This is a genomic window from Acidimicrobiia bacterium, assembly GCA_036271555.1.
GTDB lineage: Bacteria > Actinomycetota > Acidimicrobiia > IMCC26256 > PALSA-610 > DATBAK01.
This window is the reverse complement of the sequence record DATBAK010000090.1, coordinates 1-25,394: the sequence shown is the minus strand read 5'-3', so window position 1 is coordinate 25,394 and position 25,394 is coordinate 1. Positions and strand designations below refer to the sequence as shown.

Genomic DNA, 25,394 nt, shown 5'->3' with positions numbered 1-25,394 from the left:
GAGCGGAGCGAGCGCGACCAGAAGGGCGGACGACGATGACTGACTCGCATCCGGGCGTCGGCACCCTCCCCGCGCTCGACGACTCCCATCTCGTCGACTATCTCTGCGCGCAGCGTTGGTTCGCGGGCACGACGCGCGAGCTCGTCGGCGCCGCACCGATCGACGTGGTGCCGATCGGCGACGGGATGGCGATCGCGCTCGTCGAGGTGCACTTCCGCACCGGCACGCGCGACCTCTATCAGCTGCTCGTCGACGAGCACAGCGGCGAAGCGCTCGATCTCGCGCAGACCGCGGAGCTCGCACGCCGGCTCACGCGCCTGAGCGCGTTCAACGAGACGCTCGACACGGCCGACGGTCACCTGCTCGGGCGCTCGATCCGCCCGCTCGTCGACACCGAGACCGCGGAGGCGCACGCGCTCGACGCCGACCAGTCGAACAGCTCCATGGTCGTGGGCGACGTGATGCTCAAGACGTACCGGCGCATCGAAGCGGGCGTGAACCCCGAGCTCGAGATGCTGCTGTTCTTCGCGGAGCACGGGTTCGACCGCGTGCCCGGGCTCGTCGGGTGGTACGCGTACGAAGGCGCGCACATCGACGCGACCCTCGGCGTGATGCAGTGCTTCGTGTCCGACGTCACCGACGGCTGGCAGCTCGCCCTCGACGAGGTCCCGCACGCGCCGAACGAGTACCTCGACCGCCTCGACCGGCTCGGCGCGATCGTCGGCACGATGCACCAGGTGCTCGCGTCCGACCTCGACGACGCCGCCTTCGCGCCCGAGGACTCGGCACCCGACGGCACCGCGCTGCTCGTCGCGCGCGTCGACGAGGAGATCGACCGGTTGTTCGACGAGTTCTCCGACCGTGAGGAGCTCGCGCCGCTCGTCGGTCGGCGCGACGACGCGCACGCGCAGGTCGGTGCGCTCGCGAGCGCGCTCGCGCCGGCGCGCACCATCCGCACGCACGGCGACCTCCACCTCGGCCAGGTGCTGTGGACCGGCGACGACTGGCTCGTCATCGACTTCGAGGGTGAGCCCACGCGGCCCGCGAGCAGCCGGCGACAGAAGGCGCTGCCGCTGCGTGACGTCGCGGGTCTGCTCCGATCGATCGGCTACCTCGTGTCGACGCTCACCCGTCAGGATCGGCCCGCGCCCGACGGCTGGGAACGCGACGCACGCGAGCGGCTGCTCGCGGGGTACCGGAGCGCCGCACCCGCGAGCCTGCTGCCCGCGACCGACGAAGCGCGGGCGCGCCAGCTCGCGCTGTTCGAGCTCGAGAAGGCCTTCTACGAGGTGCGCTACGAGTTGGACCACCGTCCCGACTGGGTCGGGATCCCGGTGCAGAGCATCCTCGACGTCCTCGAACGCGGAGTGTCCTGATGCCGGCGCCGTCGACCGCGGTCGCCGAGTCCGTCGATCTCCTCGTCGCGCTCGCGCACCACGATCCACATTCGTTCCTCGGCGCGCACACGCCGGACGACGGGAGCGCCGGCACGATCGTGCGCGTGTTCCGCCCCGGCGCGTCCCCGCCGACGATCGTCGTCGGCAAGCGCGAGATCGCGACCGTGTGCACCGACGAGCGGGGCCTCTTCGAGGCGACGATCAAGCGCGCGCGGTCGCCGATCTCGTACCTCGTGCGCGACGCGGAGTCCGGCGTCGCGATCGCCGACCCGTACACGTTCCTGCCGACCGTCGGCGAGCTCGACACACACCTCTTCGCCGAGGGTCGTCACCGCCGGCTCGGCCACGTGCTCGGCGCGCACCGGCGCGAGTCGAACGGCGTCACGGGAACCGCCTTCGTCGTGTGGGCACCCTCGGCGCGTGGCGTGTCGGTCGCCGGCGACTTCAACGGCTGGGACCCACGCTCGCTGCCGATGCGCACCCTCGGCGGCTCCGGGCTGTGGGAGCTGTTCGTGCCCGGCGCGCAGCTCGGCGATCGCTACAAGTACGCGGTGCATGCGCGCAACGGCAGCGTCGTGATGCACGCGGATCCGGTCGCGGCGCGGACCGAGGTGCCGCCCGAGAACGCGTCGATCGTGTTCGAACCGACGTACGAGTGGCACGACGACGAGTGGATCGCGCAGCGCGCGGCGGAACCGTTCGCGCGGCCGATGTCGATCTACGAGGTCCACGCGGGTTCGTGGCGGCTCGGCCTCGACTGGCGCGCGCTCGCGCACGAGCTCGCCGACCACGTCACCGACCTCGGCTTCACGCACGTCGAGCTGCTGCCGGTGATGGAGCATCCGTTCGCCGGGTCGTGGGGGTACCAGGTCACCGGCTTCTTCGCGTCGACGGCGCGGTTCGGCTCACCCGACGACTTCCGCGAGCTCGTCGACATCATGCACGCGCGCGGGATCGGCGTGATCCTCGACTGGGTCCCCGCGCACTTCCCGCGCGACGAATGGGCGCTCGCGCGTTTCGACGGCACCGCGCTCTACGAGCACGACGACCCGCGCCGCGGTGCCCACCCCGACTGGGGCACGCTGATCTTCAACTACGGCCGCAACGAGGTCCGCAACTTCCTGCTCGCGAGCGCGGCCACCTGGGTGCGCGACTTCCACGTCGACGCGTTGCGGGTCGACGCGGTCGCGTCGATGCTCTACCTCGACTATTCGCGCAACCCGGGCGAGTGGATCCCGAACGCGTTGGGCGGCCGCGAGGACTTCGACGCGATCGAGCTCGTGCGCGAGCTCAACGACGTCGTCGCCGCCGAGGCACCGGGCACGTTCGCGATCGCGGAGGAGTCGACCGCGTGGTCGGGCGTGTCGCGCCCCGTCGACGAGGGCGGGCTCGGCTTTCGCTACAAGTGGAACATGGGCTGGATGCACGACACGCTCGAGTACTTCTCGCGTGAGGCGATCTACCGCCGCTTCCACCATCACGAGCTCACGTTCAGCATGGTGTACGCCTACAGCGAGCACTACGTGCTGCCGCTGTCGCACGACGAGGTCGTGCACGGCAAGCGCTCGCTGCTCGGCCGCATGCCCGGCGACCGGTGGCAGCAGCTCGCCAACCTGCGCGCGCTCTACGCCTACATGTGGGCGCACCCCGGCAAGAAGCTGCTCTTCATGGGGGGCGAGCTCGCGCAGGAGCGCGAATGGAGCCACGAGCGCTCACTCGACTGGGAGCTGCGCGACCTTCCCGGTCACGCCGGCGTCGAGTCGCTCGTACGCGACCTGAACCATCTCTACCGGCGCGAGCGCGCGCTCTGGGCCGGCGACGACGACCCGTCGGCGTTCGCGTGGCTCGAGTCGAACGACGCCGATCACAACGTCTACGCCTTCGCGCGCTTCGATCCCGCGGGCGGCCGCCCGGTCGCGTTCGCCGTGAACCTCTCCCCCGTGCCGCGCTACGACTATCGCCTCGCGCTTCCGGAGCCCGGCGAATGGGAGGAGCTGCTCGACACCGACTCGTCGTACTACGGCGGTTCCGACGTCGGGAACGGCGGCGTCGTGCACGCCGACGGCGACGCGCGGAACGGTCAGCCCTGCTCGGCGCGCCTCGCCCTGCCTCCGCTCGGCGCCGTGCTCCTCGCGCCGCGCCGCCCGCCGAGCGCGTAGCGGTGTCGCCACACCCCGAGTGGGAGCACGCACCGCTCGGCGCGGTGGTCGACGGCGACACGACGACGTTCCGCGTGTGGGCGCCGGCGGCGCGCACGGTCGACGTCGTCCTGCGCGACCGCGTCGTACCGATGGAAGCCGAGGCGGGCGGCAGGTTCGCGATCACCGCCCGGGCCGGTGCGGGTGAGCGCTACCGGTTCCGGCTCGACGGCGACGCCGCGCTGCCGGACCCGATGTCGCGCGCGCAGCCCGACGGCGTGCAGGGCCCGTCGCAGATCGTCGCACCCACGGAGCTCGAGTGGACCGACACGGAATGGTCCGGTCTCCGTCTCGACACGCTCACGATCTACGAGCTCCACGTCGGCACGTTCTCGCGCGAAGGCACCTTCGACGGTGCCCGCACGCATCTCCGCGCGATCGCGGATCTCGGCGTCACCGCGATCGAGATCATGCCCGTCGCGACGTTCCCCGGCTCCCGCGGCTGGGGCTACGACGGGCTGTATACGGGCGCGCCCCATCCCGCGTACGGCGGTCCCGAGGGGCTTGCGCGGCTCGTCGACGCCGCGCACGCGACCGGTCTGGGTGTGATCCTCGACGTCGTCTACAACCACCTCGGGCCCGGTTCCGAAGCGGTCACCGCGTTCGGGCCGTACACCACCGATGCGCACCACACGCTGTGGGGTGGCGCGATCGACTTCGCGCAACCGTCGGTTCGCGAGTGGGCGATCCAGAACGCGGAATCGTGGGTGCGCGACTACCACGTCGACGGGCTGCGGCTCGACGCGGTGAACGCGATGTTCGACGACAGTGATCCGCACGTGATGGCCGAGCTCGCGACGCGCGTCCACGCGATCGCGCCGCGCACGATCGTGATCTCGGAGACCGACACCGACGACACGCGTCCGATCGAGCAGTGGGGTCACGACGCGCAGTGGGGCGACGCCCTGCATCACGCGGTGCACGTGCTGCTCACCGGCGAGCACGATGGCTACTACGAGAGCTACGGCAAGGTCGCCGACCTCGCGCGCGAGCTCGAACGCGCCGACGCGCGCCGGCTCGTCGTCTGTGCACAGAACCACGACCAGGTCGGCAACCGCGCGGTCGGCGACCGACTCCAGGGTCGCAAGCTCCGGCTCGCCGCGTTCTGCGCGATCCTCGCTCCGGGCGTCCCGCTCCTGTTCATGGGCGAGGAGTACGACGAGCACCACCCGTTCCTGTTCTTCACCGACCACATCGATACGGAGATCGCGAACGCGACGCGCGAAGGTCGACGCCGTGAATTCGAGAAGTTCACGGCGTTCGCCGGCGAGGACGTTCCCGATCCCCAGGCGGCCGAGACGTTCGTGCGCTCGAAACTCGACCGCAGCGCCGGCGATCCCGCGCACCGCGACTACTACCACTGGCTCCTCGCGCGCCGGCGCAGCCTGCCGGCCGGTCCCGTCGCGACGATCGTCGACGAGGACGCGCGCGTTCTCGAGGTCCGGCGGGGCGGCGTGGTGCTCAAGATGAACTTCTCGGACGTCGAGCACGACGGCGTGCCACCGTGGGAAGGCGTCGTGCGGTGACCGAGGTGTGGCCCGGGCGCCCGTTCCCGCTCGGCGCGCTGTGGGACGGCACCGGCACGAACTTCTCGCTGTTCTCGGAGCACGCCGAGGCGGTCGAGCTGTGCCTCTTCGACGCCGACGATCACGAGACGCGCATCCAGGTGCACGAGCGCACCGCGTTCCACTGGCACTGCTTCCTGCCGGGTGTCGGCCCGAGTCAGCGCTATGCGTACCGCGTGCACGGCGCGTACGACCCCGAGAAGGGGCAGCGCTTCAATCCCGCGAAGCTGCTCATCGATCCGTACGCGAAGGCGATCGAAGGCCCGATCGCGTATCAGGTCGCGAACGTGCTGCCGTACGTGCCCGACGGCGGCGACGACGCGGACTTCTCGATCGACGACGAGGACGACCAGGACGCGATCCCGAAGTCGGTCGTCGTCGACGAGCGCTTCGACTGGGAAGGCGACCGGCCGCCCGCGCGCGCGTGGAACGAGACCGTGATCTACGAGGCGCACGTACGCGGGTTCACGAAGTGCCATCCCGCAATCCGCGACGACCTGCGCGGCACGTACGCGGGCCTCGCGTCCGACGATGCGATCGCGCACCTCTCGGCGCTCGGCGTCACCGCGATCGAGCTGTTGCCGATCCACCACATCGCCGACGAGTCGTACCTCACCGACCGCGGCCTCTCGAACTACTGGGGCTACAGCTCGATCGGCTACCTCGCGCCGCACTCCGAGTACGCGGCGACCGGCAAGAACGGCCCGCAGCTCACCGAGTTCAAGGGCATGGTGAAGGCGCTCCACCGTGCGGGCATCGAGGTGATCCTCGACGTCGTGTACAACCACACCGCGGAGGGGAACCACCTCGGTCCGATGCTCTCGTTCCGTGGGATCGACAACGAGTCGTACTACCGGCTCGCGACGGAGAACCCGCGCTATTACGTCGACTACACGGGCACGGGGAACAGCCTCAACCCCGTCCACCCGAGCGTGTTGCGACTCATCATGGACTCGCTGCGCTACTTCGTCGTCGAGTGCCACGTCGACGGCTTCCGCTTCGACCTCGCGTCCGCGCTGGCACGCGAGTTCCACGAGGTGAACCGGCTGTCGGCGTTCTTCGACATCATCTTCCAGGACCCGGTGCTGTCGCAGGTGAAGCTCATCGCCGAGCCGTGGGACGTCGGCGAGGGCGGCTACCAGGTGGGCAACTTCCCGACGTTGTGGAGCGAGTGGAACGGCCCGTATCGCGACACGGTGCGCGACTACTGGCGCGGCGCGGGTCGCGTCGGCGACTTCGCGACGCGGTTCGCCGGGTCGGCCGACCTCTACGAGCGCGACGGCCGCCGGCCGTTCGCGTCGATCAACTTCGTCACCGCGCACGACGGCTTCACGCTCGCCGACCTCGTCTCGTACAACGACAAGCACAACGAGACGAACCTCGAGGACAACAACGACGGCACGAACGACAACCGCAGCTGGAACTGCGGCGCGGAAGGGCCGACCGACGACGCGGAGATCCACGCGCTGCGTGCGCGCCAGCAACGCAACTTCCTTGCGACGCTGTTCCTCTCGCAGGGTGTGCCGATGCTGCTCGGCGGCGACGAGCTCGGCCGCACGCAGCAGGGCAACAACAACGCGTACTGCCAGGACAACGCGATCTCGTGGTTCGACTGGAACCTGCGCGACGAGTGCAGTGATCTCCTCGCCTTCGTCGCTCGGCTCGTGGAGTTCCGCAACCAGCATCCGGTCCTCCGGCGCACGACGTTCTTCGGCGGTGCGCCCGACGACCGCGGCCTCCCCGACATCTGGTGGTTCCGCCCCGACGGCCGACGCATGACGCGCGCCGACTGGGAGCACACCGCCGGTCCGCTCGGCACGTTCCTGAACGGTGACGCGATCCGCTCCGTGAACGACGCGGGCGAGCCGGTGCACGACGAGTCGTTGCTGCTGCTGTTCAACGGCGGCGGCGGCGACGTCGACTTCGTGCTCCCGCCCCGCCGGTTCGGCGTGCGCTGGGACCTCGCACTCTCGACGGAGACGCCCGACGCGCCGCCGCGGCGCTACGCCGCGCGTGAGGCGGTCCCGGTCGCGCCGTGGAGCATGGTCGCGCTGACCCGCACGCGGTGACGGACCTCCTCGCCACCTATCGGCTGCAGTTGCGGGCGGAGTTCACGTTCGCCGACGCGCAGGCGATCGTGCCCTACCTGCGCGACCTCGGGGTCAGCCACCTCTACCTCTCGCCGATCCTGCAGGCGCGCGAAGGATCCACGCACGGCTACGACGTCGCGGATCCGCGCCAGGTGTCGCGCGCGCTCGGCGGCGAGGCGGGGCTGCGCGCGCTGGCGGCCGAGGGCATGCCGATCATCGTCGACATCGTGCCGAACCACATGGCGGCGACCGACGAGAACCCGTTCTGGCGCGACCCCGCGTTGCGCGCGCAGTTCTTCGATCTCGACCCGCACGGTGGGCACCGCCGCTTCTTCGACGTCGACGAGCTCGGAGGCGTGCGCGTCGAGGACCCCGAGGTGTTCGCGATCACGCACGGCAAGATCCTCGAGCTCGTGCGTGACGGCGTCGTCGCCGGCGTGCGCGTCGACCACATCGACGGGCTCGCCGATCCCGCCGGCTACCTCGAGCGGTTGCGCGCGGCCGGTGTCGAGATCGTGTGGGTCGAGAAGATCCTCGAAGAGGGCGAGGTGCTCCGGCCGTGGCCCGTCGACGGCACGACCGGCTACGAGTACCTCGTCGACGCCGACGCGCTCTTCGTCGACGGGTCGGCGCACACCGCCTTCGACCACCTCGACGACCTCGACGTGCCGGCGTTCGCAGACCTCGCCGCGGCCGCCAAGCGCGAGGCGGTCGCGAGCACCTTCCAACCCGAGGTCGCGCGGCTCCAACGCATCGCGCCGCTGCCCGATCTCGCAGACGCGCTCGCCGCGCTCCCGATCTACCGCACGTACCTGCGGCCCGGGGCGCGCGTCGCGGAGGCCGACGAGTCGGCGATCCGCACGCTGCCCGGGCCCGTCGCCGACGCGCTGCTCGGCCGGGTGCCCGTGCCCGAGGAGTTCGTCGTGCGCTTCCAGCAGACGACGCCCGCGGTGATGGCGAAGGGCGTCGAGGACACCGCGCTCTACCGGCACGTGCGGCTGCTCGCACTCAACGAGGTCGGCGGCCGTCCCGACCGCTTCGGCATGACCGTCGACGAGTTCAACACCGCCGCGCTCGCGCGCCAGGCGAACTGGCCCCGCAACCTGCTCGCGGCGACGACGCACGACACCAAACGCAGCGCCGACACCCGCGCGCGCATCGTCGCACTCACCGCGCTCACGTCGGAGTGGCAGACCGAGGTCGCCGCCGCGCGCGCGGTGATCGCAGAGCTGCGGCGCGCACCCGCGCCCGACGCGCTCGAGGAGCGCTTCATCCTGCAGACGCTCGTCGGCGCGTGGCCGATCGACGCCGACCGGCTCGGCGGCTACCTCGAGAAAGCGTTGCGCGAGGCGAAGCGCAACACGTCGTGGGTCGATCCCGACGTCCTGTGGGAACGCAACGTCATCGACACCACCCTCCTGCTCGTGCACGACCCCCGTTTCCTCGCGCGCTTCCTGCCCTTCCTCGAGCGCGTCGACGACGTCGCGGCGCGCATCATCGTGGGCCAGACCGCGCTGCGCGTGATGAGTCCGGGCGTACCCGACGTGTACCAGGGCGACGAGATGCAGAACCGCTCGCTCGTCGATCCGGACAACCGCCGCCCCGTCGGCTACGACGCGCGCCGGCACGCGCTCGCGTCGCTCCGCGCCGAAGTGCCGCCCGATCGCGAGACCGCGAAGCTCTTCACGCTCACGACGCTGCTCGCACTGCGCGCGCGGCACCCCGACTTCGTCGCGCTCCCCTACCACCCCTCCGATCAGGGCCCCGACGTCTGCGCGTTCGCACGCGGCGACGACATCCTCGTGCTCGTGCCCGTGCACGCGCCGTTCGAGCTGCCGCCGCGGCCACCCATCGACGACTTCACCGACGTGCTCGCGCCCCTCGACGTGGTCTTCGGATCGCGCCGGCCCGCGGTGTACGAGCGCCGCCGCTCGCGGATGACCGGATGACCGCCTAGCGGCGGAGCGAACCGAGGACGCGCCGCGCAAGGTGCACGGTTCCGCCGACGACCGCGCTCGCGATCTCGACACCGAGCCCCGCGATGCCCGTGAGGCGCGCGACCAGGTCGAGCCCTGCGGGCGGCGACGGTGTGCGCGACGGCGCGATCGGCTCGCGTGCCGGTTCCACTTGCGGCGCGGATGTCTCGACGGGCTCCGGTTCCGACACGCGCGACTCGCGGTGACCGCCCAGCGCGCTCCACACGTCCTGCGGCGTGTCGAAGCGCGTGTCGATCGGCAGCGTCCCGAGCGCGTCGATCACCCACTCGGGCGCGTGCTCGGCCTCGGCCGCGTGCAGCAGTCGCCCGCGGTCCCCCGGAAACGCGTGGCCGGGCAGCGCGGCCGCGAGCTCCGAGCGCCGGCGCCGCTCGTTGTCGTCGATGCCGCCACCGACGGGCGCTTGCGCGAACTCGACGACCGACTCCGGCGCGGGCTCGCCATCCGCGGGCGACTCCTGCGAGCGCCATTCCTCCGCGTGCGCCTCGACGGGCGCGCCGTGCGTGAGCGACGCCGTCTCCGCCGCCATCTCGTCGTCGATCCGCGGTGAGTGCTGGGTACTGCGTTCGATGCTCATCGGTCGTGCTCGCAAGCTCGCGCGACACGACGCGGGATGGGAGCGGGCATGGTCGCGCGCTCGCTTCGCTCGCTGCTCGCCGTCATCAGAAGTCGTCCAGCGGATCGCGATCGAGATGCAGGTCCTTCGCGATCTCGTCGACGGGATCGGTCGTGTCGACTTCCGGGAGCTCGCGCTCGACGCGCACCTGGATCGGCTCGCCCTCGAGTTGCTCCTCCGCGGTCACGCCCCAGTCGACCGACCCGCGCGCCTTGTCGCCCGGCGGCGGGAGCCCCTCCTGCGGATCACCGGTCTCCTCCTTGCCCGGCGCGGGCGGGTCGAGATCCGGCATCCCTTCGTCGTCGAGAGTCGGCATCAGCATGACCTCCAAAGTGGCGAGCGAAGCGCGCAGTGAGCGCGACCGGAGATCATGACGTCGTCTCGAGGCTCTGCGCGAACGTCTGCACGAGCTGCGCGCAGAACGCGGGCAGGTCGTCGGGCTTGCGACTCGAGACGATGACGTTCTCGTCGCCCTTGCAGACCTCGACCTCACGATCGACCCAATGACCACCGGCGTTCTCGATGTCGGTCTTCAGGCTCGGCCAGCTCGTGAGCGTGCGGTTGCGCACGACACCCGCTTCGACGAGCGTCCACGGTCCGTGACAGATCACGGCGACGGGCTTGCCCGCCTCGACGAACGCCTTGGCGAACGCGACCGCGTCGGGGATCGTGCGCAGCTGGTCGGGGTTCGCGACACCGCCGGGCAGCACGAGCCCGATGTAGTCGCCGGCCGAGGCCGCACCGACGGCGAGATCGACCTGGAACGTGTCGCCCCGGTCGAGGTGGTGGAACGCCTGCACCGACCCCGCCTTCGGCGCGATCAGCCTCGGGAGTCCACCCGCCGCCTCGACCGCCTTCCACGGCTCGGTCAGCTCGATCTGCTCCACTCCCTCGTTCGCCACGAGGAATGCCACCTGCGCACCGGACAACTCGTCCACGTCGTGCTCCTTGCTCGCGTTCGGGACCGCCTACCCGCAACCGGTGCGACACAAGCGCGAACGCGCGCGACGGTTACGCGACCGTCACGAGCTCGCGCACCGCCTTGGTGAGCACGAAGAACACGGCGAGCACACCGCCGAACGCGCCGATGATCAGCGTCGTCTTCAAGCCGAAGAGCGTGCCGAGCAGACCACCGGTGAGCGAGCCGAGCGGCATCGTGCCCCACACCATGAAGCGCATCGACGCGTTCATCCGTCCGAGCATGTTGTTCGGCGTGATCGCCTGCCGGTAGCTCACCTGGGCGATGTTGTAGATCGGGCTGCCGAGCGACGTGAGCAACAAGCCCGCGATGATCCAACCGAACGCATGGTGGCGCGGTGAGAACGCGACGAAGAACGCGCCGGCCTCGCTCACGACGATCGACAACCAGATGGTGCGCCCGAGCTTCAGCACACGCTCGACCCGCGACTCCACGGCCGCACCGACGAAGAACCCGATGCTGGCGAGCATGAGCACGAGACCGATCACGCCCGCGCTGTAGTGCAGCACGCGCACGAAGTACACGAGCAACACCGCCTGCGTCATCGAGCTGAAGTAGTTCGACGTCGCGGTGCAGCCGGCGACGCACTTCAACACGGGATGCCCGAGCAGGTAGCGCAGTCCTTCGCCGATCTGGCTGCGCATCGACGGCTGCTCGTGCTTCGGTGGCGCGTCGACCGGCGGCTCCGCGCGTTGGATGCGCGACACGCTGCCGGCCGAGAGCAGGAAGCTGATCGCGTCGACCAGCACCGACGTGGGCGCGCCGACGATCTGCACGAGCGAGCCCGCGAGGCCGGGGCCGACGACCTGCGCGCCGGAGTCGCTCATCTGGAGCTTGGCGTTGCCCTCGCCGAGCTGGTCGGAATCGACCAGCGCCGGCAGGTACGACTGGTAGGCGACGTCGAAGAAGACGGTGAGCACGCCGGTCGTGAACACGACGACGAAGAGCTGGCCGAGCGTGAGCCAACCGAGCCACCACGCCAGCGGGATCGAGAACAGCGCGATCGCGCGACCGAGGTCGCCGAACATCAGCACGGGCCGCCGGCGCCGGCGGTCGACGATGACCCCCGCGGGCAGGCCGACGATCAGGAACGGCGCGAACTCGACGGCGTTCAGCGCACCGACCTGGAACGTCGTCGCCTTGAGCGTGGTGATCGCGAGCAGCGGGATCGCGAGCAGCGTCACCTGGCTCCCGACCTGGCTCACGGTCTCGGCGGTCCAGAGGCGCACGAAGTCCCGGTTGCGGAGCAGGGATCGGGCCCCGGGCCGGAAGCGTCGGCGCGGACCGAGCGGCGGCCGCTCGGAGCGCTCCGGATCCGTCAGCGGCGGCACGGTCATCGGTTGAGTCTTCCCAATCGATTGAGAGTTGTCAACCAGTGGGCCTAGAATCGCGCGTCATGCCGACCGCACGGGAGCCCGACGAGCGTCCCCGGGCCACGGTCGCGGAGACCCGGGCCCTCGCCCACCCCCTGCGGCTGCGGATCATCCGCCTGCTGTTCGACCGGGAGCTCACGAACCGCGAGCTCGCCCGGAGCCTCGGCGAGAACCCCGCGACGGTCCTCCACCACGTCCGCACGCTGCTGCGGACCGGCTTCATCGAACCCGCGGCCGAACGCCGCGGGCCGCGGGGCACGACGGAGAAGCCGTACCGCTCGACCGGTCGCTCGTGGACGCTCGCGGTCGACGACGCCGCCGCGGGCGTGAACGTGTCGCAGGCTTCGTTCGAGGCGTTCCTCGCGGAGCTGCGCGACTCCGAGCCGAACGCCGACCTGCGCACGAGCCGCCTCGCGATGACGCTCACGCGCCCGAATCGCATCGAGCTCGAGAAGCGCATCGCGCGCATCCTCGACGAGTACGCGCGCCTGCCGCGCGATCCGGACGGCGACGGCTGCGCGATCTTCATCGCGACCCATCTGCGCGCCGGCTCCGCGCGCGACGCGAGTGGCGAGCGCACCGACGGCGACCCTCCCGCGGTCGTGCTGCGCGAGTGCGCGTCCGACGACGCGACCGCCGCGCTCCTCGTCCGCGCGCAGTGGGCGGAGCTCGGCGCGCGCTACGGGCAGCCCGAGCCCGCACCCGCGTCGATTCGCGATCCCGCGGCATTTACGGCCCCGAACGGGGCGTTCTTCGTCCTCCGCGTCGGCGCCGACGACGTCGCCTGCGGTGGCATCTGCCGCTCCGATGCCGACACCGCCGAGATCAAGGCCGTGTACGTCCTGCCGACGCACCGCGGGCACGGTTACAGCCATCTCGTGCTGCAGGCGCTCGAGGACCGCGCGGTGGCGCTCGGTTACTGCGGCGTGCGACTCGAGACCGGCGACGCGCAACCCGAGGCGATCGCGCTCTACGAGCGCCGCGGCTACGAGCACATCGAGTGCTTCGGTCAGTACGCGGAACTGCCGCGCTCGGTCTGCTTCGCGCGCCGCTTCGAGGCTGCCGTCCTCGAAGACGATCCTTATGGTCGCGCTCGCTGCGCTCGCGGCTCCTGACGCCTCAGCCGCCAAGCCGGGCGGGCGGCAGAGCGACCCGCCCGTTCCTGTGAGAACTCGCGCTCGTTAGCGCTTCTTCTTGCGGAAGCGCTTGCGCGCGGCGCGGCGGTCCATCTCCTCGAGCGCGGCCGCGCCGGCCGCGTTCACGATGTCCTCGGCCTCGTCGAGCAGTGCGGCGGCGGCATCGTCGAGGTTGGCCGGTTCCGGCGTCGGCGTCGGCGCCATCGCGCCGGAGAGACTGCCGTACTGCCAGGCCGCGTCGAAGCGGCGCTTCTCGAACATCGGGCAGTCGGTGGGGCACCGCCACGGTGCCTCGGGGGCAAGGTCGAGCCGGCACTTCCGTACCGTCTCGCCCTGTCCGTAGGTCCGGCTCTCGTAATGCCGGCATTCCGTCCGCATGCCCATAGGAGCGCCATTCTCTCATCCGCGACACCCCCGGGACGCGCCTTCCCCGGAGTCCTCATATCTCGCGCTTGGCTCGGGCGTGATTCCGGCCGATGAGGACGGATCGGACCGTTCCCGTGGGGACGGCCGGACGAGGACGACGCCCGTGAGCCCAGGCCCTGACGCGGATCCGATCGCCGATCGGCGACTCGCCGCGGTCGTGTCGCGCTCGCGGGCGCTCACGGGCGTGCTCGCTCGGGACGGTACGCCCCGGTATTTGAGCCCGGCCGCGCTCGAGCTGCACACGGGCCTCGTCGACCGCGACGTCGAGGACCTCGAGTTCGCGGTCGACCGCATCCATCCCGACGACTTCGGGGTGCTCGCGCACAGCTTCGCGACTGCGCTCGAGCAGCCCGAGCACCCGGTACCGGTCCACTACCGGATCAAGTTCGTCGACGGCACCTGGCGTTCGATCGAGGGCACGCTGACGAACCTGCTCGCGGATCCCGACATCGAGGGCGTCGTGCTCGACGTCAAGGACGTCACCGAGCGCGAGAAGGCCGAGTCCGCGTTGCGCGCGAGCGAGGCGCGCCACCGCCGCGTGCTCGACTCCCTCGCCGAGGGCATCATCCTGTCGGGCGAGGGCGGCCGCATCATTGCGTGCAACCCGGCCGCGGAGCAGATGCTCGGTCTGCCCGCGGACGACATGCTCAGCCGCACGACGCAGGAGCTCGCGTGGAAGCTCGTGCGGCGGGACGGCACCGAGATCCCCAACGCCGAGCGCCCCGCCGACCGCACGCGCGCGACGGGCGAACCGGTTCGGGACGCGGTCATGGGCGCCGCGGACGCCGACGGCCATGTGAGCCGTTGGCTGTCGGCGAACGCGGTGGTCGTCGAGACGAACCCCGACGGAACGCCCGACGTCGTCGCGGTCTCGCTCACCGACATCACCGACGTCGTCGAGAGCAGCGTCGAGATCGAGCAGAACGAACGGCGCTTCCGCACGCTCATCGCGCGCTCGTCCGACATCGTCGCGGTGATCGACCCGGAGCTGCGCATCACGTACGTGAGTGGGGCGGTCGGCGAGATCCTCGGCTACCGCGAGACCGAGCTGCTCGGCGTGAGCGCGGTCGAGCTCATCCATCCCGACGACCTCGAGGACACGTTCGCCGCGGTGGCGCGCTCGATCGAAGGCGCGACCGAGCCCGATCCGCTCGAGCTGCGCCTCCGCCACGCCGACGGCAGCTGGCTCTACCTCGAAGCGCTCGGGGTGAACCTGCTCGACGACCCGCTCGTCGACGGCATCGCGGTCAACCTGCGCGACATCTCGGAGCGCCGGCGCATCGAGGCCAACCTGCACGCCGCGCAGGTGCGGTTCGAAGAGGCGTTCCAGCACGCGCCGATCGGCATTGCAATGCTGCGGGAAGACGGCCACTTCTTCCGCGTGAACCCCGCGTTCTGCCGCATGCTCGGCTACACGGCGGACGAGCTGCTCGATTACTCGTTCACGGATCTCACGCACCCCGACGACCTCGACCACAACGTCGCGCTGCACGAGCGCACCTACCACGGCGACCTGCCGAGCTACGTGATCGAGAAGCGGTACCGGCGCAAGTCGGGCGACTGGATCTGGTGCCGCGTCCACGTGACGATCGTGCAGGACTCGGAAGGCGCGCCGCACTACAGCCTCGGACAGATCGTCGACGTCACCGAGCGCCGCCAGTTCGAGGAGCGGCTCGCGTACGAGGCGACCCACGACGCGCTCACCGACCTGCCGCTGCGCAACCTGCTCATCGACCACCTCGACCTCGCGCTCGCGGGCGCACGCCGGCGCGCGAGCGAGGTCGCGATCCTCTTCATCGACCTCGACCACTTCAAGCGCGTGAACGACAGCTTCGGTCACGTCGCCGGCGACGACGTGCTCGTCACCGCGGCGGGCCGGCTCCGCGAAGCCGTGCGCGAGGGCGACACCGCGGGTCGCTTCGGCGGCGACGAGTTCGTCATCGTGTGTCCCGACGTCGCCGACGCGGCCGAAGCGGTCGCGATCGCGGAGCGCGTGCGCGCGTCGCTCGACGAGCCGTTCTCGGTGCGCGGCACCCAGATGTACGTCGGCGCGAGCATCGGCGTCGTCGTCGCGGGCGGCGAGGGCGAAGCCGACACGATGCTGAAGCACGCCGACATCGCCGCGTACCGGGCGAAGGAGCGCGGCCGCAACCGCGTCGAGCTGTTCGACGAGCACCTGCGTTCGGCCGTCGCGGTACGCATCGAGACCGAGCTCGCGTTCCGGCGCGCGCTCGACGAGGACGAGCTCTGCCTGCACTACCAACCGGTCGTGACGACGCGCGGCGGCGAGGTCGTCGGCTTCGAGGCGCTGGCGCGCTGGGACCGACCCGGTCACGGCATCGTCGGCCCCGGCGAGTTCCTCGCGGTCGCCGAGGACACGGGACTCATCGTGCCGATGGGCATGCGCTTCCTGCGCACCGCGTGCGAGCAGATCGTGCGCTTCGCCGCCGCGGCTCCCGACGGGTCGTGCCCGTGGGTCTCGGTGAACCTGTCGGCCTCGCAGCTCGGTCAGCTCGACCTCGTCGACGAGGTCGCGTCGGCGCTCGCCGAGACGGGCGCGCCCGCGGACCGGCTGTGCATCGAGATCACCGAGTCACTGCTCATGCAGGACACGCCGACGACGATCGACACCTTGCAGCGGCTCCGCGCGCTCGGCGTCTCGCTCGCGATCGACGACTTCGGCACCGGCTACTCGTCGCTGAGCTACCTGCGCCGGCTGCCCGTGACCGTGCTCAAGATCGACCAGTCGTTCGTGCTCGAGCTCGGCCTCGACCCGCAGGGCGCGACGATCGTCGCGTCGGTGATCGAGCTCGCGCACGCGCTCGGCATGGAGTGCGTGGCCGAGGGCGTCGAGCGCGCCGCGCACCTCGAGACGCTCGCCCGCCTGGGCTGCGACGCGATGCAAGGCTTCCTCTTCTCGCGCGCGGTACCCGCGGAAGACGCGACCGCGATGCTCGGCCGCCGCTTCCTCGTGACTCAGCTCAACCACTCGGGCGCGCGGTCGAGCAGATAGCGGCTCACGCTGAGACAGCGTTCGAGCATCTCGCACGGCACCTCGTCGCCGGCGCGGATCCGCACGAGCGAGACCTGTTGGTGCGCGACGATCCGCAGCGTGCGCTCCGGCGCGTCGGTCGCCGACGGGAACGAGTCGGTCGCCGACACCTCGAGCGGAAGATCGGGTCCGCCGACGCCCGCGAGCTCGGTCGCGAGCTCCAGCAGGTTCGGCCCGCTCGGGAGCGGCGGCAACGCCCACGTGAAGTCGAGCGGGAAGTAGTACGTGTCCTCGGGCTCGTCGTCGTCGGGGAGACCGATGACCGCGTCCTCGAAGCCGAGCAGCACGCGCGGGTCGATCACGAGCGAGAGGTAGAGGTCGACCGGTCCCTCGCAGCCCTCTTCGGGGTGGAGGTCGACCTCCCACGTCTGGCGCAGCGAATACGACTCGACGAAGTGGCGCTCGTCGTGCACGTGGAAGCAGTGCTCGACCGCGTGGTCCTTGAGATCGGCGACGAAGCCCGCGATGTCGACGACAGCCATTGCGTCAGAGGGTACCGAACGCCGCGCGCACGGCTCGTCCCACCTCGGCGACGGCGTCGTTCCCCGCGTCGAGCAGTGCGCCGAGACCGAAGAAGCCGTGGATCATCCCGTCGTAGCGCGAGTGCGCGACCTCGACGCCCGCGGCGCGCAGCGCGGCCGCGTACGCCTCGCCCTCGTCGCGCAGCGGGTCGTACTCCGCGGTGATCACCACCGCCGGCGGCAGCCCCGCGAGATCGGCGAGGTCGGCGCGGCCGGCCGAGATCGTCGGGTCCGTGCGGTCGGCGCCGCCGCGCGTGTAGCAGTCGAAGAACCACTCCATCTGGGTGCGGTCGAGGAGCAGGTCGTCGCCGTCGAGCTCGTACGAACCTCGCGTCATGTCACAGTCGACGACCGGATAGATGAGAGCCTGCAGCGCGATCGCGGGGCCGCCTTCGCGCGCCGCCCGCTGGGCGATCACCGCCGCAAGATTGCCGCCCGCGCTGTCGCCCATGAGCGCGAGCCGGGTGCCGTCGCCGCCGAGGTCGGCCGCGTGCTCGGCGATCCAGGTCGTGGCGGCCCAGCAGTCGTCGACCGCGGCCGGGTGCGGCGCTTCGGGCGCGAGCCGGTAGTCGACCGACACGACGAGGGCGCCGGCCGCGTTGGCGATGCGGCGCGCGATCGGGTCGTAGTCGGCGACGCTGCCGATGGTCCAGCCCCCGCCGTGGAAGAAGACGACGACCGGCAGCCCGTCGGTGGTCTTGGCGTCGGCCTCGGCCGGGAGGTAGGCGCGGATCGGCACCGCGCCCGCGGGACTCGGCACCTCGAGATCGGTGACCTCGGCGACGGCCTCGGGATCACCGCATCCGAGCGCCACGAGCATCGCCCAGCCGGTCCGGATCTCCGCGAGGCGCGCGTCCGACACCTCGATGCCACCGGTCGCCGCGACCATGTCGAGCAGCGCGCGCGCCTGCGGGTGCAGCGTCATCGCTCCTCGTCCTCCTTCACGCGGGCGACGAGGGCGCGCAGCGCACGGCCCCGGTGCGAGAGTGCGTGCTTCTCGTCGGCGCTCATCTGCGCGAACGTCCGCCCGTCGCCTTCCAGAGGTTCGAAGATCGAGTCGTATCCGAACCCGTTCGTGCCGTGCGGCTCGCTCGTGATGAGCCCTTCGACCTCGCCCCGCACGACGACCTCGTCGCCGCTCGGCGTGCGCGCGACCACCACCGTCGCGAAGCGCGCGGTCCGCCGCAGCGGCGCGACACCGTCGAGCTCGCGCAGCGCCTTGTTCACGTTGTCGGCGTAGGTGGCATCCGGGCCTGCGTACCGCGCCGCGTAGACGCCGGGCGCGCCGCCGAGCGCGTCGATCTCGAGACCGGTGTCGTCGGCGACCGCGAGCAGCCCGAGCGCGGTGCCGACGCCGCGCGCCTTGATGCGCGCATTCTCCTCGAGGGTGGTGCCGATCTCCTCGACGTCGGGCGCCTCGTCGAGCTGGGTCATCGCGGCGAGCGTCGCCGGGAACCGATCCGGGTGCTCGACGACGAAGCCGATCGGCTTGTCGCCCACGGTGACGGGCGCCGACACGAGCACGCGGTCGAGCGCGTCGCTCAACAGCTCGGACAGCTCGCGCGCCTTGTCGGTGTTGCCGGTCGCGAGGACCAGGGGCAGGCCGAGCGACTGCGTCATCGCGGAGTCGGTGCCACCGCGATCATCTGCTCCTGCGCTTCGACGATCTCCGCAATGCCCGCTTCCGCGAGCGCGAGGAGCTGCGCGAGCTCGTCGCGCGAGAACGCGGCGCCTTCCGCGGTGCCCTGCACCTCGACGAAGCGGCGACCCGCGGTCATCACGACGTTCATGTCGACCTCGGCGCGCACGTCCTCGCGGTATTCGAGGTCGAGCATCGGCACACCGTCGATCACGCCGACCGAGATCGCCGCGCACGCCTCCTGGATCGGGTGGCGCGCGATGAGCTCCTTCTGGAGCAGTCGTGAGCACGCGTCGTGCAGCGCGATCCAGCCGCCGCAGATCGACGCGGTGCGCGTGCCGCCGTCGGCCTGCAACACGTCGCAGTCGACGACGATCTGGTTCTCACCGACCGCGACGAGGTCCGTGACCGCGCGCAGCGAGCGACCGATGAGGCGCTGGATCTCCTGCGTGCGACCCGACTGCTTGCCCTTCGCGGCTTCGCGACCGACGCGCTCGGGACTCGAGCCCGGCAGCATCGAGTACTCCGCGGTGACCCAACCCTGACCCTTGCCGCGCAACCACGGCGGGATGCGGTCCTCCACGGACGCGGTGCAGAGGACGCGTGTCCGGCCGAACTCGACGAGCACCGAGCCCGCCGCCATCTCGGTGTAGTCGCGCGTGAATGTGATCGGCCGGAGCTCGTCGTGCTCGCGACCCGACACCCGTGGACTCAATTGCTTGCCTTTCAGCGGTGGGACGACCGTCGCAGCCTAGGTTTCCGATTTCGTTCCCGCAGGAACGGGCGGGTCGCGGTGCGGGCCGCCCGCGCCGCGGACCGAGGCGTCAGGAGCGGCGAGCGAAACGAGCGCGACCAGAAAGCTCAGATCTTGAGGGTGAGGTTCGGCGCCGCGAGGGTGACGTCGGCGCCGAAGCCTTCCGCCGCCTCCGCAACCGAGCGCGCGGGATCGAGCGTGGGCCAGAGGTGCGTGATCACCAGCCGGCGCGCGGCCGCCGCACGCGCGGCTTCCCCGGCCTGGAGGGCCGACAGGTGGATCGCGACGCGGATGTCGTCGTGCTGGTAGGTCGCCTCCGACAGCACGAGGTCGGCGCGCGGCGCGAAGGCGTCGACACTCCAGTTCGGTCCCGTGTCGGACGTGTAGACGAGCCGTTTGTCGTCGTGCGTGAGCTCGACCGCGACCGTCGGCGGCGGATGGTCGGTGCGCGAGAACCGCAGGTCGACGGGTCCGACCGTCGCCGCGTCGCCCTCGCCGACCTCGCACCAGTCGAACGCGCCACCCCAGTCCCCTACGAGCGCGGTGAGGTTCTTCTGCACGCCTTCCGGCGCGTAGACCGGGAGTCCGAGCCGCTCGAGGCCGTAGCGGTTGAGCACGTGCAGGCCGTAGAGGTCGACGCAGTGGTCGGGGTGCGCGTGCGTGATCACGACCGCGTCGATGTCGGCGACGTCGGCGTGGCGTTGCAGCGCCGCGAACGTGCCGTTGCCGCAGTCCATCCAGATCGTCTTCCCGCCCGCGCGCACGAGATAGCCGCTGCACGCGCCGCCCGCGGGCGCGCCGTACGAACCACAGCAACCGAGGACCGTGAGCTCGATCATCTCACCAGGTCCACGCTTCGACCGTGTCGACCTCGGGGCCGAGGAAACGCGCACCGAGGGCGAGGAACTGACCGACGTCGCCGCTCGTGACGAACGCGTGGCTCGAATCGGCGCGGTTCGGCGGCGCGGGCGCGTCGAGTCGCGCGCGCACTTCGAACGCGGTCTCGTCGGCACTCGACACCAACACGACCTCGGCACCCATCACGTCGCCGAGCGTGCGCGACAGCAGCGGATAGTGCGTGCAACCGAGCACGAGGGTGTCGACGTCGGCGGCGAGCACGGGCGCGAGCAGACGCTCGGCGAGCACGTGCACCTGGTCGGAGTCGACGTCGCCGGCCTCGACGAACTCGACGAATCCCGGGCAGGCCGCGCACGTGAGCTGCATGTCGGGCGCGAACGTGCTCGCCGCGCGTTGGTACGCGCCCGACGCGATCGTGCCGACCGTGCCGATCACCCCGACACGACCGCTGCGCGTCGCGTCGCGCGCCGCGCGCACGCCGGGTTCGATCACGCCGACGATCGGGACGTCGAGGCGCTCGCGCAGCGCGTCGAGCGCGGCGGCCGACGCGCTGTTGCACGCGACAACGAGCATCTTCACCGACCGCTCGACGAGCAGGTCCGCGATCTGCAGCGAGTACTTCAACACCTCTTCCGCGGGCTTCGGCCCGTACGGGAAACGGCCGGTGTCGCCGAAGTAGACGAAGTCCTCGTCGGGCAACAGGTCGATGAGCGCGCGCGCGACGGTGAGCCCGCCGAGGCCACTGTCGAAGATCCCGATCGGCGCGGAGTTCCCGGGCATCGAGGTCACGCTAACCCGGCCGTTGCGGCCGCACGCGCCAGGCGATCGGCGACGGCAGCGCCGATCCCGTCCGCGGGCGGCGGCACGACGACGAGCGTGTCGAGGCCGTGTTCGTCGGCTTCGCGCAACCGCGCGTAGAGCACACGCGCGTAGTCATCGACATCCGCAGGGCTCGTCAGTACGACCACGTCGTTCGGTGTGGCGATTGTCACATCCGCGAGCGAGAGCAGCCCGACGCGACGGTTGGCGGCGCCTTCTTCTCTCACGCGTTCGGCCGCGGTCGCCGCGTCGACGACGAGGACGACGCGCGCGGCCGGCGAGTAGTGACGTTCGAGGGTGCCCGGCGCCGCGACCTCGCCGCGGGTCAGCAACGGGACGGGCCCGCCGACGACGGCTTCGACGGTCGTCTGCGTCACTCCGCCGAGGCGCAGGATCGCGGGGTGCGGGCCGCTGCCGTCGACGATGGTGGACTCGACGCCGACGGTCGCGGCGCCGCCGTCGAGCACGACGTCGACGTCACCGTCGAGATCGGCCCGCACGTGCGCGGCCGTCGTCGGGCTCACGCGACCGAAGCGGTTCGCCGAGGGCGCCGCCACTCCCCCGCCGAACGCTTCGAGCAACGCCTGCGCGACCGGATGCGCGGGCACGCGCAGCGCGACGGTGTCGCGACCGCCGGTCACTGCGTCGGCGATCGTGCGCGCGCGCCTGCGCACGACGAGCGTGAGTGGGCCCGGCCAGCACGCGCGCGCGAGCGCGCGGGTCGCGTCGGTGACGTCGTCTGCGTAGTCGTCGAGCGCGTCCGCCGACGCGAGATGCACGATGATCGGGTGGTCGCTCGGCCGCCCCTTCACCGCGTAGATGCGCGCGACCGCGTGCGGGTTCGCGGCGTCGGCACCGAGCCCGTACACGGTCTCGGTCGGGAACGCGACGAGCCCGCCGGCGCGCAATACGGCCGCGGCGTCGTCGATCGCGTCGGTCACCAGTAGTTGATCTGTTGCGCGCGCGCTTCGACCACGTCGATGTCGTCGGTCCACGCGCCGGACGAGAGGTACTTCCATCCGCCGTCGGGCAGCAGGGTGACGATCGTGCCCGAGTCGATCTCCGCGGCCATCTTCAGCGCGCCCGCGACCGCGGCGCCCGACGAGATGCCGGAGAACACGCCGCATTCGTCGAGCAATCGGCGGGTCAGCTCGATCGACTCGCGCGGACGCACGATGAACTTCCGGTCGAGCACGTCGCGCTCGAAGATCGGCGGGACGAACCCGTCGTCGAGATTGCGCAGTCCTTGCACGAGCTCGCCCGCGGGCGGCTCGACCGCGACGATCTTCACCGCGGGCTTGCGCTCCTTCAGGTAACGGCCGACGCCCATGAGCGTGCCGCTCGTGCCGAGGCCCGCGACGAACACGTCGACCTCGGGGCAGTCGCGCCAGATCTCCGGGCCGGTGCCCTCGTAGTGCGCGAGCGGATTGGCGGGGTTGCCGTACTGAAAGAGGAGCACGTACTCGGGATGCTCGGCCGCGATCTTCTCGGCCATGCGGATCGCGCCGTTGCTGCCCTCTTCGCCGGGCGACGGTGTGACCTCGGCGCCGAAGATCTCGAGCAGCTGCCGGCGTTCGGGCGACACGTTCTCCGGCATCACGATGCGGAGCTTGTAGCCGCGCAGGCGGGCGACGAGCGCGAGGCCGATGCCGGTGTTGCCCGACGACGGCTCGAGGATGGTCGCGCCCGGTTCGAGCGCGCCGTCGCGCTCGGCGAGCTCGACCATCTTCTTGGCGATGCGATCCTTCGACGAACCGCCGGGGTTCTGACCCTCGAGCTTCGCCCAGATGCGGACGTCGGGGTTCGGCGAGAGCTGGTGCAACGCGACGAGCGGGGTCTCGCCGATCAGGTCGAGGATGGAGTCGTAGCGGGCCATACGCGTCGCGTGCTTCGCCGGCCGCTCAGCTCGTCGCCGGCCCGGCTCCTCCGGCGACCGCGGGGATGATCGACAGGATGTCGCCGTCGTCGAGCTTGGTGTCGAGCTGTTCGAGGTACCGGATGTCGTCGTCGTTCTTGTAGACGTTGACGAACTTGTGCAGCCCGCCGGCGTCGTCGAGCAGGTTGCCGCGGATCGACGGGTAGCGGGTGACGAGGTCGTGGAACACCGCGCCCACGGTCGCGCCGTCGCTCGGGACCGACGCCTTTCCGTCGGCGTGCGTGCGCAGGACGGTAGGCAGCTTCACCTCGACGGACACCGGCACAACCTCTTGCTCGCGGGCGACCCAGCCTACAAGCCCGACCTCCCCAGTCAGAATTCCCACCTCTCGCTTCCGTCGCCCGCCTCGCCCGCCGCACCCCGCCCGCCGCACTCCGCTCGCCGGCGCGGGGGAGGGTCAGGACTCGATGGTGATGGGGATCTCGGCGATGGTCTCGTCGCGGATGCGGTAGGCGCGCAGCATGGGGAAGCCGTCGCGCAGCGACACGATCAGGTACAACCACATCGGGTCGGCGGCGAGCTGAACATCCGTCGGCGACGGGTACGCGGTCGTGTGCGTGTGCGAGTGCCACACGCCGACGATGTCGTCGCCGCGCGCCTCGGCCTCGCGACTCACCCGGAGGAAGTCGCGCCCGTCGACCGTGTACGTGCGCGCCGACCGTGCCGCGTTGACACACGGCACCGCGTCGGTGACGCGCCCGTCCGACTCCGAACCGACGAGCCGTCCGGTCAACAGCCCGCAGGCCTCGTCCGGGTATCCGTCGTAGCAGTGCCCGACGATCACCGCGTGTTGGTGCGACGTCAGCCGCAACAGCGGCCCGGCGAACGAGCTCATGCCGAGGCGGAAGCCTTCGCGTCGCGCAGCGCCTGCCACACCCGTTCCGCGGTGCACGGCATGTCGAGGTGGCGCACACCGAACGGCGACAGCGCGTCCACCACCGCGTTCTGCACCGCCGGCGTCGAACCGATCGTGCCCGACTCACCGATGCCCTTCGCGCCGAGCGGATTCAACGAAGTCGGCGTCTCGGTGTTGCTGACCTCGAACGACGGCAGCTCCGCGGCACTCGGCATCGCGTAGTCCATGAGGTTCGCGGTGATCGGGTTGCCGTCGGCGTCGTACTGCACGTGCTCGAACAACGCCTGCGCCGCGCCCTGCGCGATGCCGCCGTGCTGCTGCCCGGCGACGAGCAACGGATTCAGGATGCGGCCGCAATCGTCGACGGCGACGTGGCGTACGAGCTCCACGCGCCCCGTCTCGGTGTCGACCTCGACGACGGCGACGTGCGAGCCGAACGGGAACGTCGACTCACCCTGGTTGAAGTCGAGCTCGTGCGCGAGGCCCGCTTCCATCCCTTCCGGCCGCCGCGCCGGGTCCAGCGCTGCCGACGCGAGATCCGCCCACGACACCCGGCTCGCGGGAACGCCCGTCACTTCCAAGCCGTCGTCGCCGACGACGATGTCGTCGGTGCTCGCCTCGAGCAGATGCGCGGCGAGCAGGCGCGCCTTGTCGAGCACGATCCCGCTGGCCTGGAACACGGCCGTCCCCGCGGTTTGTAGCGAGCGCGATCCCATCGTGCCCTGACCACGCGGGATGACCGCAGTGTCGGACTGCACGAGGCGCACCTTCTCCATCGGCACGCCGAGCACTTCGCTCACGATCATCGCGAACGCGGTCTCGTGGCCCTGCCCGTGCGAGCTCGTGCCGACCTTCGCGGTGACCGTGCCGTCCTCGTTCACCTCGATCGCGCCGTACTCGGAGAACAGACCCGGAGCGGTGATCTCGACGTACGACGCCACACCGATGCCGAGCTGCTTCACGTCGCCGCGCTCGCGCCGCGCACGCTGTTCCTCGCGCAACGCGGTGTAGCCGGACGCCGCGAGCACCGCGTCGAGGGCGCGCTCGTACTCGCCGTTGTCGTAGTTCGCGCCGGTCACCGTCGTGAGCGGGAACTCCGACGGCTGCAGGAAGTTGCGACGACGGATCTCCGCGGCGTCGATGCCGAGCTCGTCCGCCGCGATGTCGAGGATGCGCTCGAGCAAC

Annotated in this window: 23 protein-coding genes; 7 read left to right on the top strand and 16 right to left on the bottom strand. The window is 71.0% G+C overall.

Annotation, left to right across the window (positions count from 1 at the left end; translation table 11 throughout):
- Positions 1-35: 35 nt before the first annotated feature.
- Genes VH914_20785 through VH914_20765 form a run of 5 tightly spaced genes read left to right on the top strand, consistent with a single transcriptional unit; the run spans position 36 to position 9,199 of the window.
- A complete protein-coding gene (locus tag VH914_20785) occupies positions 36-1,376 on the top strand; it encodes a phosphotransferase (protein HEX4493652.1) in 1,341 nt (446 codons plus the stop codon).
- Positions 1,376-3,556 (top strand): 1,4-alpha-glucan branching protein GlgB, encoded by a 2,181-nt coding sequence (gene glgB / locus VH914_20780; GenBank protein HEX4493651.1) that lies wholly within the window; start codon positions 1,376-1,378, stop codon positions 3,554-3,556. Before VH914_20785 ends, glgB begins: the two co-directional genes overlap by 1 nt.
- 2 nt (positions 3,557-3,558) lie before the next feature.
- Complete coding sequence (locus VH914_20775) at positions 3,559-5,121, top strand: alpha-amylase family glycosyl hydrolase (GenBank protein HEX4493650.1); 1,563 nt, start codon at positions 3,559-3,561, stop codon at positions 5,119-5,121.
- Entirely contained in the window at positions 5,118-7,229 is a 2,112-nt protein-coding gene (gene glgX, locus VH914_20770; GenBank protein HEX4493649.1) for a glycogen debranching protein GlgX, read from the top strand. The genes VH914_20775 and glgX overlap by 4 nt, the downstream gene beginning before the upstream one ends.
- Positions 7,226-9,199 carry an alpha-amylase family glycosyl hydrolase gene (locus tag VH914_20765; GenBank protein HEX4493648.1) on the top strand — a complete coding sequence of 658 codons (1,974 nt, stop codon included), beginning with the start codon at positions 7,226-7,228 and terminating at the stop codon, positions 9,197-9,199. The genes glgX and VH914_20765 overlap by 4 nt, the downstream gene beginning before the upstream one ends.
- 4 nt (positions 9,200-9,203) lie before the next feature.
- Here VH914_20765 and VH914_20760 read toward each other — a convergent pair whose 3' ends face one another.
- The 4 genes from VH914_20760 to VH914_20745 form a co-directional block, all read right to left on the bottom strand.
- The gene (locus tag VH914_20760; GenBank protein HEX4493647.1) at positions 9,204-9,821 is read right to left on the bottom strand and encodes a DUF2795 domain-containing protein; all 618 of its coding nucleotides are present in this window, start codon (positions 9,819-9,821) and stop codon (positions 9,204-9,206) included.
- 85 nt (positions 9,822-9,906) lie between these two features.
- Positions 9,907-10,176, bottom strand: a complete 270-nt coding sequence (locus VH914_20755; protein ID HEX4493646.1) for a hypothetical protein — start codon at positions 10,174-10,176, stop codon at positions 9,907-9,909.
- Between the two features lie 52 nt (positions 10,177-10,228).
- Positions 10,229-10,798 (bottom strand): type 1 glutamine amidotransferase domain-containing protein, encoded by a 570-nt coding sequence (locus VH914_20750; GenBank protein ID HEX4493645.1) that lies wholly within the window; start codon positions 10,796-10,798, stop codon positions 10,229-10,231.
- A 73-nt stretch (positions 10,799-10,871) separates the two neighbouring features.
- Entirely contained in the window at positions 10,872-12,176 is a 1,305-nt protein-coding gene (locus VH914_20745; protein ID HEX4493644.1) for an MFS transporter, read from the bottom strand.
- Positions 12,177-12,235: 59 nt separating this feature from the next.
- Between VH914_20745 and VH914_20740 the strand changes: the two genes are divergently transcribed.
- Positions 12,236-13,327, top strand: a complete 1,092-nt coding sequence (locus tag VH914_20740; protein HEX4493643.1) for a GNAT family N-acetyltransferase — start codon at positions 12,236-12,238, stop codon at positions 13,325-13,327.
- A gap of 66 nt (positions 13,328-13,393) precedes the next feature.
- Here VH914_20740 and VH914_20735 read toward each other — a convergent pair whose 3' ends face one another.
- A complete protein-coding gene (locus tag VH914_20735) occupies positions 13,394-13,732 on the bottom strand; it encodes a hypothetical protein (GenBank protein HEX4493642.1) in 339 nt (112 codons plus the stop codon).
- 145 nt (positions 13,733-13,877) lie between these two features.
- On the opposite strand from VH914_20735, the gene VH914_20730 reads away from it, so the two are divergent.
- Entirely contained in the window at positions 13,878-16,787 is a 2,910-nt protein-coding gene (locus VH914_20730) for an EAL domain-containing protein (protein HEX4493641.1), read from the top strand.
- Here VH914_20730 and VH914_20725 read toward each other — a convergent pair.
- From VH914_20725 to VH914_20675, 11 genes are all read right to left on the bottom strand, one after another.
- On the bottom strand, positions 16,751-17,308 hold the full coding sequence (locus VH914_20725; protein ID HEX4493640.1) for a hypothetical protein: 558 nt from the start codon (positions 17,306-17,308) through the stop codon (positions 16,751-16,753). The two genes, VH914_20730 and VH914_20725, sit on opposite strands and share 37 nt — an antisense overlap.
- A 4-nt stretch (positions 17,309-17,312) precedes the next feature.
- Positions 17,313-18,272: an alpha/beta hydrolase gene (locus VH914_20720; GenBank protein ID HEX4493639.1), complete on the bottom strand. Its 960-nt coding sequence runs from the start codon at positions 18,270-18,272 to the stop codon at positions 17,313-17,315.
- Positions 18,269-18,967 carry an RdgB/HAM1 family non-canonical purine NTP pyrophosphatase gene (rdgB, locus tag VH914_20715; protein HEX4493638.1) on the bottom strand — a complete coding sequence of 233 codons (699 nt, stop codon included), beginning with the start codon at positions 18,965-18,967 and terminating at the stop codon, positions 18,269-18,271. The genes VH914_20720 and rdgB overlap by 4 nt, the downstream gene beginning before the upstream one ends.
- Complete coding sequence (gene rph, locus VH914_20710; protein ID HEX4493637.1) at positions 18,964-19,701, bottom strand: ribonuclease PH; 738 nt, start codon at positions 19,699-19,701, stop codon at positions 18,964-18,966. Before rph ends, rdgB begins: the two co-directional genes overlap by 4 nt.
- 146 nt (positions 19,702-19,847) lie before the next feature.
- Positions 19,848-20,579 carry an MBL fold metallo-hydrolase gene (locus tag VH914_20705; GenBank protein HEX4493636.1) on the bottom strand — a complete coding sequence of 244 codons (732 nt, stop codon included), beginning with the start codon at positions 20,577-20,579 and terminating at the stop codon, positions 19,848-19,850.
- 1 nt (position 20,580) lies between these two features.
- Positions 20,581-21,378 (bottom strand): glutamate racemase, encoded by a 798-nt coding sequence (gene murI, locus VH914_20700; protein ID HEX4493635.1) that lies wholly within the window; start codon positions 21,376-21,378, stop codon positions 20,581-20,583.
- Positions 21,379-21,383: 5 nt separating this feature from the next.
- Positions 21,384-22,358, bottom strand: coding sequence for an L-threonylcarbamoyladenylate synthase (locus VH914_20695; GenBank protein HEX4493634.1), 975 nt, complete (start codon positions 22,356-22,358; stop codon positions 21,384-21,386).
- The gene (locus VH914_20690) at positions 22,355-23,293 is read right to left on the bottom strand and encodes a cysteine synthase family protein (protein ID HEX4493633.1); all 939 of its coding nucleotides are present in this window, start codon (positions 23,291-23,293) and stop codon (positions 22,355-22,357) included. The genes VH914_20695 and VH914_20690 overlap by 4 nt, the downstream gene beginning before the upstream one ends.
- A gap of 25 nt (positions 23,294-23,318) precedes the next feature.
- Positions 23,319-23,612, bottom strand: coding sequence for a ubiquitin-like small modifier protein 1 (locus VH914_20685; GenBank protein HEX4493632.1), 294 nt, complete (start codon positions 23,610-23,612; stop codon positions 23,319-23,321).
- Positions 23,613-23,750: 138 nt separating this feature from the next.
- Complete coding sequence (locus tag VH914_20680; protein HEX4493631.1) at positions 23,751-24,188, bottom strand: M67 family metallopeptidase; 438 nt, start codon at positions 24,186-24,188, stop codon at positions 23,751-23,753.
- The coding region (locus tag VH914_20675; GenBank protein HEX4493630.1) for a molybdopterin cofactor-binding domain-containing protein at positions 24,185-25,394 on the bottom strand (1,210 nt) is incomplete at its 5' end. The genes VH914_20675 and VH914_20680, both read right to left, overlap by 4 nt.

Excerpts from the sequence above, each read along its gene's own strand:
- VH914_20785 (HEX4493652.1), top strand. The coding sequence starts at position 36 with ATGACTGACTCGCATCCGGGCGTCGGCACCCTCCCCGCGCTCGACGAC.
- glgB (HEX4493651.1), top strand. The coding sequence starts at position 1,376 with ATGCCGGCGCCGTCGACCGCGGTCGCCGAGTCCGTCGATCTCCTCGTC.
- VH914_20760 (HEX4493647.1), bottom strand. The coding sequence starts at position 9,821 with ATGAGCATCGAACGCAGTACCCAGCACTCACCGCGGATCGACGACGAG.
- VH914_20755 (HEX4493646.1), bottom strand. The coding sequence starts at position 10,176 with ATGCCGACTCTCGACGACGAAGGGATGCCGGATCTCGACCCGCCCGCG.
- VH914_20745 (HEX4493644.1), bottom strand. The coding sequence starts at position 12,176 with ATGACCGTGCCGCCGCTGACGGATCCGGAGCGCTCCGAGCGGCCGCCG.
- VH914_20740 (HEX4493643.1), top strand. The coding sequence starts at position 12,236 with ATGCCGACCGCACGGGAGCCCGACGAGCGTCCCCGGGCCACGGTCGCG.
- VH914_20735 (HEX4493642.1), bottom strand. The coding sequence starts at position 13,732 with ATGGGCATGCGGACGGAATGCCGGCATTACGAGAGCCGGACCTACGGA.
- VH914_20725 (HEX4493640.1), bottom strand. The coding sequence starts at position 17,308 with ATGGCTGTCGTCGACATCGCGGGCTTCGTCGCCGATCTCAAGGACCAC.
- VH914_20720 (HEX4493639.1), bottom strand. The coding sequence starts at position 18,272 with ATGACGCTGCACCCGCAGGCGCGCGCGCTGCTCGACATGGTCGCGGCG.
- rdgB (HEX4493638.1), bottom strand. The coding sequence starts at position 18,967 with ATGACGCAGTCGCTCGGCCTGCCCCTGGTCCTCGCGACCGGCAACACC.
- VH914_20705 (HEX4493636.1), bottom strand. The coding sequence starts at position 20,579 with ATGATCGAGCTCACGGTCCTCGGTTGCTGTGGTTCGTACGGCGCGCCC.
- murI (HEX4493635.1), bottom strand. The coding sequence starts at position 21,378 with ATGCCCGGGAACTCCGCGCCGATCGGGATCTTCGACAGTGGCCTCGGC.
- VH914_20690 (HEX4493633.1), bottom strand. The coding sequence starts at position 23,293 with ATGGCCCGCTACGACTCCATCCTCGACCTGATCGGCGAGACCCCGCTC.
- VH914_20680 (HEX4493631.1), bottom strand. The coding sequence starts at position 24,188 with ATGAGCTCGTTCGCCGGGCCGCTGTTGCGGCTGACGTCGCACCAACAC.